Source organism: Actinotignum saccati (assembly GCF_051265055.1).
In the GTDB taxonomy this organism is placed as follows: Bacteria; Actinomycetota; Actinomycetes; order Actinomycetales; family Actinomycetaceae; genus Actinotignum.
This window is the reverse complement of record NZ_JBOZCC010000004.1, coordinates 136,692-147,157: the sequence shown is the minus strand read 5'-3', so window position 1 is coordinate 147,157 and position 10,466 is coordinate 136,692. Positions and strand designations below refer to the sequence as shown.

Annotated in this window: 8 protein-coding genes and 3 tRNA genes; 10 read left to right on the top strand and 1 reads right to left on the bottom strand. The window is 64.4% G+C overall.

Going from position 1 to position 10,466, the window contains the following annotated elements; translation table 11 throughout:
• The first annotated feature begins 46 nt into the window (after positions 1-46).
• The 9 genes from ACRQEC_RS04800 (at position 47) to ACRQEC_RS04760 (ending at position 7,662) form a co-directional block, all read left to right on the top strand.
• On the top strand, positions 47-1,081 hold the full coding sequence (locus ACRQEC_RS04800; RefSeq protein WP_284889287.1) for a ComF family protein: 1,035 nt from the start codon (positions 47-49) through the stop codon (positions 1,079-1,081).
• Positions 1,082-1,268: 187 nt separating this feature from the next.
• Positions 1,269-1,922 carry a ribosome hibernation-promoting factor, HPF/YfiA family gene (gene hpf, locus ACRQEC_RS04795; RefSeq protein ID WP_284889285.1) on the top strand — a complete coding sequence of 218 codons (654 nt, stop codon included), beginning with the start codon at positions 1,269-1,271 and terminating at the stop codon, positions 1,920-1,922.
• A 935-nt stretch (positions 1,923-2,857) separates the two neighbouring features.
• The gene (locus ACRQEC_RS04790; protein ID WP_284889283.1) at positions 2,858-4,279 is read left to right on the top strand and encodes an FAD-dependent oxidoreductase; all 1,422 of its coding nucleotides are present in this window, start codon (positions 2,858-2,860) and stop codon (positions 4,277-4,279) included.
• A gap of 63 nt (positions 4,280-4,342) precedes the next feature.
• A complete protein-coding gene (locus ACRQEC_RS04785) occupies positions 4,343-5,392 on the top strand; it encodes a lipoate-protein ligase small subunit (protein WP_284889282.1) in 1,050 nt (349 codons plus the stop codon).
• A gap of 295 nt (positions 5,393-5,687) precedes the next feature.
• Positions 5,688-5,769 (top strand) — tRNA-Tyr (locus tag ACRQEC_RS04780).
• Between the two features lie 97 nt (positions 5,770-5,866).
• A tRNA-Thr gene (locus tag ACRQEC_RS04775) sits at positions 5,867-5,939 on the top strand.
• Between the two features lie 27 nt (positions 5,940-5,966).
• Positions 5,967-6,040: transfer RNA gene (locus tag ACRQEC_RS04770), tRNA-Met, on the top strand.
• Between the two features lie 39 nt (positions 6,041-6,079).
• On the top strand, positions 6,080-6,250 hold the full coding sequence (gene rpmG, locus ACRQEC_RS04765) for a 50S ribosomal protein L33 (protein ID WP_016443127.1): 171 nt from the start codon (positions 6,080-6,082) through the stop codon (positions 6,248-6,250).
• A 245-nt stretch (positions 6,251-6,495) separates the two neighbouring features.
• Complete coding sequence (locus ACRQEC_RS04760; protein WP_284889281.1) at positions 6,496-7,662, top strand: UDP-N-acetylmuramate dehydrogenase; 1,167 nt, start codon at positions 6,496-6,498, stop codon at positions 7,660-7,662.
• A 16-nt stretch (positions 7,663-7,678) separates the two neighbouring features.
• Here the strand turns inward: ACRQEC_RS04760 and ACRQEC_RS04755 are convergent, their stop codons facing one another.
• Positions 7,679-8,704, bottom strand: a complete 1,026-nt coding sequence (locus ACRQEC_RS04755; protein WP_284889280.1) for an adenosine deaminase — start codon at positions 8,702-8,704, stop codon at positions 7,679-7,681.
• A gap of 199 nt (positions 8,705-8,903) precedes the next feature.
• Between ACRQEC_RS04755 and ACRQEC_RS04750 the strand changes: the two genes are divergently transcribed.
• Positions 8,904-10,322 (top strand): phosphotransferase, encoded by a 1,419-nt coding sequence (locus ACRQEC_RS04750; RefSeq protein ID WP_284889279.1) that lies wholly within the window; start codon positions 8,904-8,906, stop codon positions 10,320-10,322.
• Positions 10,323-10,466: the final 144 nt, after the last annotated feature.

Here is a 10,466-nt window from a genome sequence, read left to right as displayed (position 1 = left end):
CGCGGGGGTGGCTGCGTTTTCGGTGCACGTGCGGCACGCTGGAGCCATGTTTATTGGTACGACGCCGCCCCCACAGCCCCGCGCCCGGTTAGCCCGTGACGGTGGCGCTGGTCCGCGCGCTCATCGCGGTTCGGGCACCGGTGCGCTTGGTACCCGCGGTGGAGCTAGCGCGCCTGCCCATCGCGGTGGCGCTACCGGTGCACTGCGCTCCTGGGCCGGTGCCCTGGGCGACCTCATCTTCCCGCGCTGGTGCGCCGGATGCGGGGCCTGGGATGCCACCCTGTGCCCCGCCTGCACCCGCGCGGTAGCCGGCAGCTGGCGCGGCGGGGAAGGCCGCGCCCCCGCCCTCATGCAGATCCTCCCGAGCGGCGACGAAGAAGCACTCTTCCCGGTTTTCGCCCTGGGGGAATACGTCGGGGTACGCCGGCAAGCACTCCTCACCTGGAAACACGGGAACGACGCCGCACTCACCGCACGCTTCGCCACTCTTTTTGCGCAGCGCTGCCGGCAGCTCGCCCCGCTCTGGGAAGGCACGGCGCTTAGCGTTATTCCCGCGCCCTCGGGCCCGGCCCGCCACCGGGCCGGGCGTTTCATCGCCGGCCACCTGGCGCAGGCCGCGGCACGAGGGCTGGTTGCCGGGGGAGTCGATGCGCGGGCCGCGCCGGTGCTCATCAGCGGGGAAAGCGCGGGTAGTGGGCTGCTCGGCGGCATCCTGCGCGGTGAAGGAGCTGGCGGCAGGGCACTCGCCGCGCTTCCGGCCCAGCTCCTGGCCCGCGCAAAACACGCGGCGGAAGAAAAGCGGGCCCGGGCCGGGCAGCGCCACCTTGCCGGTCAGCGGGAGCGGGCCGCAAAAGGCCGCGGGATTCGGCTGAGTCCGGGCATCACCATTCCCGGGCGGGTCATTCTTATTGACGATGTTCTCACCACCGGATCTACCCTGGCCGGGTGTGCCCGAGCCATCGCGCAGGCGGGAGGGCAGGTGGTTGCGGCATTGGTCCTAGCCCTCGCTCCGGATCCGCGTCCAGCGAACTCGCGCACAGCATTATCGCTGTTCCAGCCCTTTCAGAATGTTGTGAACTGAACTACACTTAATGCCAAGAAATAACGGTGCCGGCCGCGCGAGCGGGCGAAACGAGCAATGGTGAACGTTGAGCCGCATGCGTGCCGGGTGACCCAGGATAGGGGGTGGTGCCTCTCTTATCCGCGTGAGAAGCGGGCATTTTTTTCAGCGGGCCGCGCGCCCGCCACTACATCCCAAGGAGGACACCGTGGAGATTATCGTCAAGGGTAGGAACACTGAAGTTTCGGACCGTTTCCGCAATCACATTGAAGAAAAAATCGCGAAGGTGGAACAGTTCGCTCCGCGCGCTCAGCGCGTTGAGGTAGAGGTGTCGAAGGAAAAGAACCCCGCCCAAGCGGATAACTCGAAAGTTATCGAAATCACGGTTATTGATAAGGGCCCGGTTATCCGGGCTGAGGCCTCAGCTGCTGATCAGTACAGCGCCCTCGATCTAGCATCCGGAAAGCTTTTTGAGCGGCTGCGCCGCTCGCGTGATCGCCGCAAGTCCCATCGGCGTGTGGTTGAGAAGGTGGGCGAACCGCTCACGCTCACCGCGGAGGACCTCGCGGCAGAAGCCCAGGCAGAGCCCGCGCCCGAAGTCGAGGTGGAAGCAACGCATCCCACTCGCCCCGAAACTACCGGGGAAGCGGTAGAAACCCAGCTGGGGGATTCCCCGGTTGTGGTGCGCGATAAGCTCTACGAAGCCAATCCCATGTCCGTGGACCAGGCTCTCTACGAAATGGAAATGGTGGGCCACCCCTTCTACCTCTTCATCGACGAAGAAACGAAGCAACCGTGCGCGGTCTACCTGCGCCACGGCTGGACCTACGGGATTATTCGTCTCGACACCACGGTGCACTAAAGACTGCACCCCGGTGTGGCCCGCGCCATGCATCTCGCACTGAGTAGCGGGATAGCAGCGGACCATCAAACGGGCCGAAGCTACGAATACACACCAAGGCGAGGGACCGAGCATTATGTCTCGGTCCCTCGCCCTATGTTCGGTCCCTCGCCCTATTTCCCGGATCGTAACTGACCATGCGCAGCCGCCTCCGGAAAACAAAGTGCGCGTAAGAACACCGTTTTCACCCGGTTTCGTGTTCCTTACGCGCACCTGACGGGAGCCATGGTTCGAAATGCGCACTTCGAGGAGGAGAGAGACCGGCCGGCTAACAGGATGTACGCGGCTGACAGTTTTTCCGCTGTTTAATGTCCGTGGCGTACATCCTGTGGCCCTAACAGTCTGAAATGCACGCTTTGCAGCCTTGACGCTCGAGAATGACTCACTCCACCTGCCCCGCCCGGCGGGAGGGCGGTCTACGGAATGCAGGGGTATTGGCTCGAGCTGATACCCACCCCGGCGGGAGGCGGGGTGTTTTTCCGAGGTGTACTTCGCATGTACGACATTTGCACTACAGCTCGGAGAATATACGGCGGCCCGGCAGGGGCTCGTGTGACTATTGGGGTATGCGAGGCTCGTGAGATTCGCGCGGTCCGGTCGTCTTCTCTGCCGGAAATCAAAGTGCAACGACAGCTACATTAAGAAATTGTTTTGATGTCGTGAGGTTGCATCCTGAGAGCCGCGATGTCGAGGGGTTGCTTTTTGGGAGTTCCTCGGCAGAACTGACCGCCTATTCATCAGGCCGGATAACAAAATGGTACTGGAGCTACAGCCAATCCCCGATTTTCTGTCGTGCAGTACCACTCTGTGCGGCTCGATGTTCCCCAGTACCACTCTGCCCGCCGTGCGCGCGGCTCGCTAAGATAGGGGAGGTGAACGCAGAAGGAGAGTTAGCCGTGACACATGCATCCCCCGCCCCCGAGCAAGCCACCCCGGAACGCCCCTATCGGGTAGCGGTTATCGGCGCGGGACCGGCCGGGATTTACGCCTCGGATATCCTCAGCAAATCCGATATCCCGGTCAGCATTGACCTTTTCGATAAGCTGCCCACCCCCTACGGCCTGGTCCGCTACGGGGTTGCGCCTGACCACCCGCGCATCGGCTCGATTATCAAAGCCCTCCACGCCATCCTCAAGCGCGGCGATATTCGCTTCCTCGGGAATGTGAAAATTGGGGAAGACGTTCACATGTCCGAGATTCACGAGTTTTACGATGCCGTCGTCGTCGCCACCGGCGCCGATCAATCCGTACCTCTCACCATCCCGGGCGCCGATCTTCCGGAAGTCTACGGGGCCGCGGATTTCGTTTCCTGGTACGACGGCCACCCGGATGTGCCGCGCACCTGGCCCCTGAATGCCCGCAACGTCGCGGTTATCGGGGTGGGGAATGTGGCCCTCGATATTTCCCGCATCCTCGTGCGTTCCGCCGATGACCTGCGCGCCCACACCGATATTCCGGAGAATGTGGAGCGCGGGCTGCGCGCCAATCCCGTCGAACACGTGCATATCTTCGGGCGGCGCGGTCCGGCCCAGGTGAAGTTCACCCCGCTTGAGCTGCGCGAATTGAGCGAAGTGGCCGGGGTGGATATCCAGGTCTACCCCGAAGATTTCCAATACGATGCCGGCTCTCAGGAAGCCCTCGATTCCTCGAAGATGACCCGCCAGGTAGTGGACCTTCTCACGGATTGGGTTTTCAACGATCCGGAAGAAATGACCGCCCCGCGCCGGATCCACATCCACCTCATGCAAGCGCCGGTGGAAATCCTCGGCACGGATCACGTGACCGGAATCCGCATGGAACGCACCCAGCTCCAGGGGGATGGCACCGTTGCCGGCACCGGCGAAACCGTGGATTACCCGGTGGAAGCCGTCTATAGCGCCATCGGCTACGCCTCCGAACCGCTGGACGGGCTGCCCTGGGATCCCATCCACCGGGTTATCCCGAACGAGGAAGGGCGCATCGTCACCGATGCGGGGGAGACCATCCCCGGCTACTACGTGACCGGGTGGATTAAACGCGGCCCCGTGGGCCTGATCGGCTCCACGAAATCCGATGCACGCCAAACCATCCGCCACCTCGTTGCCGACGCCCAAGCCGGCATCGCGCGCGCCACCGGGGACGGCTCGGGTGGGCGCGGGCTCCTCGATCTCCTCACCGAGCGCGGCGTGAAATGGACCACGTGGGAAGGCTGGGAACTCCTGGAAGCTTTCGAGGAAAACCTCGGCGCCCAGCAGGGCCGCGCCCGCGTCAAGGTGGTCAATCGTGACACGATGACCGCGATTTCCCGCGGGGAGTCGCACGACGGCGCACTTCTCTAACCATCCGCTCATCCGTCACCCTCCGCTTACCCCTCACCTTCCGCGACAGAAAGAAGAACGCTTATGCACGGCGAATACAAGGAACTCGGCCAGAAAATGGCCATTGTTGACCTGGACGTGGTCGATAACAAACTCGCGAATGTTCGCCTCTCCGGCGATTTCTTCATCGAACCGGATAGCGCGCTGTGGCGCATCACCGATGCTATCGAGGGGCTGAGCGCGGATGCTTCCGCGGAAGATATTGCTCAGGCGGTGGAAGTGGCGGTGCTCCCTACCGATAACCTCTTCGGGCTGAGCCCGCGCGGGGTCGCGGTGGCGGTCCGCCGTGCCGTCGGCCACGCCCTGGCCTGGGAGGATATCGATTTCGAGGTTCTCCACACCCCGGTTATCCACCCGGTCCTCAATATGACCATGGATGAAACCCTCCCCGAAGCGGTGGCCCGCGGGGAACACAAGCCCTTCTTGCGTATCTGGGAATGGGACCGCCCGCTCGTGGTCATGGGCTCCTACCAGTCCTATTCCAATGAGATCAACCAGGACGGGGTGGATCGCCACGGGATCACCGTGGGCCGGCGCATTACCGGCGGGGGCACCATGTTCATGGAGCCGGGCAATTGCATCACGTATTCGCTGGTGGTGCCCACCGCGCTCGTGGACGGGATGTCTTTCCTGGAGTCCTATCCTTTCCTGGACGCCTGGGTGATCGAAGCCCTCGCGCGGGTGGGGGTGAAAGCCCACTACGTTCCCCTCAATGACATCGCCTCCGACCGCGGCAAAATCGGCGGCGCGGCCCAGAAGCATTTCGCGACCGGCTATATGGTTCATCACGTCACCCTCGCCTATGACATTGACGCGGACAAAATGATGGACGTGCTCAATATGGGCAGCGCGGGCAAAAAGAACCGCGGGCACCGCTCCGCGAACAAGCGCGTGGACCCCATGAAGAGCCAGACCGGGATGGAGCGCGACGCCATTATCGAGGTATTCAAGGACGTATTCACCCAGAAATACGGTGCGAGCCAGGGGGAGATCACCGCGGAGGACCTGCGCGTGGCCCAGGAACGTTACGAGGCGAAATTCTCCACGCCCGAGTGGATTCACCGCCTGCCCTAAGTCCGGTTGCGGTGCGTGTGCGCGCTATTGCATTGCGTACGTGCACGCGAGCGTACCGGCGCATATGCGTGCGTGCTCCTGCACGTGCGTGCGCACCCTTGTACGCGTAGGTACGACGGCGCAGCTAGCGGTCGGCGCGCCCGCCGGGCAGCCGGGGAGTGGTGGTGGCCACGTTCCCGCCTCAAAAGTTGACAGTAACTTTCCTCCCTGGGTAATCTCATCTGGTGCCTTACGGAAGGGCGGCCACGGAGCCTCTCTTCCGCAGGGTGAAAAACACTTCTTCGGAAGTCATATTGGCGGGTTTCCCGAGCGGCCAAAGGGACCTGACTGTAAATCAGATGCGTTACGCTTCGTAGGTTCGAATCCTACACCCGCCACGAAATGCCGAAACGGTTGATCCGTTTCACATTTCTCGCATTGTTGGTTTTTCAGCGTGAATCGAGTAAGCTTGGTACTCGTTGCGAAATCGGCATCGCCCCGATAGCTCAGTCGGCAGAGCGTCTCCATGGTAAGGAGAAGGTCAAGAGTTCGATTCTCTTTCGGGGCTCCGTTGCCGCCTCATGCGGTGACATGAGGCGGGGTAGCTCAGATGGTCAGAGCGCACGACTCATAATCGTGAGGTCGCGGGTTCAATCCCCGCCCCCGCTACTGACTACCAGTAGGGCACAACCTTGAGGAGAAAAAGGAATGGCTAGCAAGTCTGCTGACGTGCGTCCCAAGATCACCCTCGCCTGCGAGGTGTGCAAGGAACGTAATTACATTACGAAGAAGAACCGCCGCAACGATCCGGATCGTTTGCAGCTGAAGAAGTACTGCTCGCGGTGCAATGCCTCCACGAACCATCGCGAAACCCGCTAATAGCGCGGTAGCGTGACGGTATCCCACCCGGGGTGAACCCCGGTCGGGATGCACAGCTCAAGGGAAGCCTGAACGGGCTTCCCTTTTTGCGTATCTGGTGGTCCCAGCTGCGCCGTCGTTCCGCTAACGCGGGGCGGGCTGGAGCTGCGCCGTCGTTCTACTAACGCGCGGGCTGAAGCTGCGCCGTCGTACCAATCGCGCGCGCAGCGCATGCGCCGTCGCCGTGAAAGCCGTAGGCTAGAACAATGAGCTGTACTCTTCCCGAACCACCCGAACCGCATCACGTCAGCGCGCCGGTGCTCTCCACCCGGGCCCGCAGCGGAGCTACCACCCTCGCCGAGCTCACCACCATCGGCGTGGGCGGAACCTTCACCGAACTCGTGGAAGCCACCACCGAAACCGAAGTGGTGGATACCATACGCCGGGCGGACGCGGCCGGTACCCCGCTCCTCGTTGTTGGGGGCGGCTCGAATATCCTCCCCGCGGATAGCCATTTTGATGGGATCGTGCTGCGCGATATGCGCTCCGGGATCGTGCTGGATTCGCTGGGCAGCTGCGAAGGTGCGAATTTTTCCGCGCTGCCGGGCACCCCGTGGGATGACCTTGTGGTTCACGCGATTTCCCAGGATTGGGGCGGTTTCGAAGCGCTCTCCGGGATTCCGGGAACCGTGGGCGCGGCGCCGGTGCAAAATATCGGGGCCTACGGGCAGGAAGTCGCCGCGACCCTCGCGCGTCTCAAGGTTTATGACCGGCGCGAAGAACGCATCCGCACGCTGTTCCTCGCGGATATGCGCCTGGGGTACCGCACCTCAATCCTCAAGGAAACCATCGGGGAATACGGGCCGAGCCCGCGGTATATCGTCCTTGAGGTGACCTTCCAGACGAAGCTGTCCAATGTGTCCGATCCCATCGGCTACGCGCAGCTGGCCCGCCACCTCGGGGTGGAGCTCGGGGCGCGGGTGCCTTCAGAAACCGTGCGGGAGGCGGTGCTGGAGCTGCGCGCCGGTAAAGGCATGGTTCTCAATAATGCCGACCGCGATACGTATTCGTGCGGTTCTTTCTTCACGAACCCGGTGCTCACCACCGCGCAGGCGCAGCGCCTCCCGGAAGATGCCCCGCGTTACGAGGTGCACGACGCCGCGCACGCAACTCTGAGCGGCGGTGTTCCTGTAGTCGACGGGCTGGTCAAGACCTCAGCCGCTTGGATGATTGAGCATGCCGGGTTCACCCGGGGCTACGGGCACGGGCCGGCGCGGCTCTCCTCCAAGCACACGCTGGCGCTCACCAATGCCGGGGGAGCCACCGGTGCGCAACTGCGTGCCCTGGCCCGGGAAATCCAGGCGGGTGTGAAAGATGCCTTCGGGGTGGTGCTTCATCCCGAGCCGGTGGTGCTCGGCGGTTTAGGAGCGTAGCGGGCGGCCTGGAAGCTTAGTCTTCTTCCTCTTCCTCCAGCCACGCATCAACCTCCGCGAGCCAGGTCCGCTTCGAGGAAACGGAGGCGAAGGAAGCACGGATCGAGCGGCGGGCCAATTCGGCCAGCTCCGCATCGGAGAAGCCCTGCCGGCGCGCGATTTCGTACTGGTCATTGAGGCGGGCCAGGAAGAGCAGCGGGTCATCGGCACCCAGGGCGATGATTGCGCCAGCATCGAAAAGGGTACGCAGGGGAACATCATCATTTTCGCGGAATACCCCGAGCGACACATTCGAGGCTGGGCATACCTCCAGCGCGATTCCGCGTTTCACAATCTCGCCGATGAGGGCGCGGTCCTCGGCGGCCCGCACCCCGTGGCCGAGCCGGTCCGGATTGAGGTGCGTGATGACCTCGCGCAAATGCTCGGGGCCGAGTAGCTCCCCGCCGTGGGGAACCGAACGCAGACCGGCCCGCTTGGCGATGCGGAAAGCCGCCTCGAATTCCGCGGTGCGCCCGCGCCGCTCGTCATTGGAGAGTCCGAAACCCACGACCTCGCCGGGCGCGTCTCCGGCGTAGCGGGCTGCCAAGCGGGCGAGGGTGCGTGCGTCGAGCGGGTGGCGGGTGCGCGAGGCCGCCACAATAACACCCACCTCCACTCCGGTATCCCGGGTGGCCGCTTTCGCCTCGTCGAGAACAATTTCGAGGGCCGGGGTGATACCGCCAACGTAAGGTGCGTAGGAGGTCGGGTCGATTTGAATTTCCAGGCGCCGCGATCCTTCCGCCCGGTCGGCCCGCGCCGCTTCGCGTACGATTCGCCGCATCGCTTCTTCAGATCGAACGACGGCGCGCGCGGCATCGTAGGCACGTTGGAATCGGAACCAGCCGCGCTGGTCCGCGGGCACCTGCATCGCCACGTTATCGGTGAGGTTCTCAGGCAAGCGCACCCCGGCGCTGCGGGCCATATCCACGAGGCTGGGCACGCTCAGCGAACCGGTGAAGTGCAGATGCACATGGGCTTTGGGAAGGGCAGCAAGGTCACGCACCCCTCCATCTTCCCACGCCGGCGGCGAGCGTGGCGCGCGGCTATCCGCACGTGTGCCGCGCGCGGGCCACCCGCACGTGTGCCGCGCGCAGGTCGTGCCCGGTGGAGTCCGGTGCCGCCGGGCGGTGCTGGATGGGGCGCGCGTCGGCGGGCCGCGCGCCCGCATTGTGCCACCGGGGTGGATGCGGCACTATTGTTCTATGGCTGCATCTTCGGAAAGCGCTGATTTAGCGCTGCTGACCGGCCCGGACGCCGGGTCGATGCTCGCCACCGCGCTTCCCGCTTGGCAGCTCATCTCCTGGGCGGTCCACCGCGTCAATCACCGCCCCGGGGCCGGCGTGACCGTGAGCTACACCGTGACGGTGCGAGCCCGCGGAGAAGGCGGGCGCCCCACCGGCCAAGCGCGCGAAAAATACGTGTGCGCATCCACCGCGCAGCTCTCCCAAACTTTCACCCCCACCCTCGTGCGCCTCACCCACCGGGATACCGCCGTGTGGGTCTGGGAATACCCCCATGACCCCGAGCTTCCCGCGCTCCCGCTGGCCGTCACCCCGAGCAGAATGTCGGCATTCCTGGGAGAAAAAGTCGCGGTGGAGCTCAAAAGCTACCGGCCCACCAGGCGCGCCGTCGTCAAAGTAACTACCGGGGGTGGCGGGAGTGCCTTCGCGAAAGTGCTGCGCCCACCCGCCGCGCAGTCCCTGGCCAAACGTCATCGCATGCTCGGCCAGGCCGGGGTGCTCGCCCCGCGGGTGGTGCGTGAAGACCCGAACGGTCTGGTCCTTATTTCCACCCTCCCGGGCGAGCCGCTGGCCAATTGGCTGGCCCGCGGGCTGGGGGAGCAGAGCGTCGCGCTTTTCGATACCCTGTGGAATCTGCAAGAAAGTCTGCCGGCCGCGGCCATCCACCTCACCCACCGGCCGGCCTGGGCGGATCGGGTGGGCCATTACGCGCACGCCGCCGCGGTAGCCCTCCCCGGAATCGCGGCTCGCGCCCACGCGGTGGCAAGCGGAGTCACGGAGATGATGGCCAGCCTCGATCCCGGGCCTATCGTTCCCGTGCACGGCGATTTTTACGAGGCCAATATTTTCGTGCAGCACGGGCCCGCGACGGTGCAGCGCGGGCCGGCGGTAGGCGCGCCCGCACCAACGGGGCCTGCGGTAGGCGCGCCCGCGCTAACGGGGCCTGCGGCGGGAAGCCCTGCGGCAGTGGCCTCCGGGAGGGCCGCCCTACCACCCGTGCCAGCAGGCCCCGCGCCCAGCCCCACCGGCTGGAGTGCCGGCGTTATTGACGTGGATTCCCTCGGCCCGGGCTACCGCGCCGACGACTGGGCCTGCCTGCTCGGGCATATGAGCGTGCTACCCCACCTGGCCCCGGCCGCCTACCCGCACCTGCGTTCCATCCTGGGGCAGTGGTGCGCTTTGCTAGAACAGCGTTTACCTGCCGCACCCGTGTACGCGCGGGCAGCCGGGGTCACGCTCTCCCTCGTTGCCGGGGCCGCCCGCACCGACGGCACCCGCTGGGAACACGATGCCCTCGGGAGGCTGCGCGAAGCCGAATACTGGCTCTCCCGGGCTCGCTACCTGGCCGGATACGGAGGAAATGCCTACCCGCGGGGCTAGCAGGCGCGCCCGATACACCCGCTGGCCGGCGGGCGGCGTCGTCGTTAAAACCCCGGAATTTTCGTAACCTGGCAGTGCCGCACCCATCCCGCACAAACAATACTGTTCACCCGCTCGTTACATTGTGCTTGCTTTCCGGTAAAT

Excerpts from the sequence above, each read along its gene's own strand:
- ACRQEC_RS04750 (WP_284889279.1), top strand. The coding sequence starts at position 8,904 with ATGGCTGCATCTTCGGAAAGCGCTGATTTAGCGCTGCTGACCGGCCCG.
- ACRQEC_RS04785 (WP_284889282.1), top strand. The coding sequence starts at position 4,343 with ATGCACGGCGAATACAAGGAACTCGGCCAGAAAATGGCCATTGTTGAC.
- rpmG (WP_016443127.1), top strand. The coding sequence starts at position 6,080 with ATGGCTAGCAAGTCTGCTGACGTGCGTCCCAAGATCACCCTCGCCTGC.
- ACRQEC_RS04800 (WP_284889287.1), top strand. The coding sequence starts at position 47 with ATGTTTATTGGTACGACGCCGCCCCCACAGCCCCGCGCCCGGTTAGCC.
- ACRQEC_RS04760 (WP_284889281.1), top strand. The coding sequence starts at position 6,496 with ATGAGCTGTACTCTTCCCGAACCACCCGAACCGCATCACGTCAGCGCG.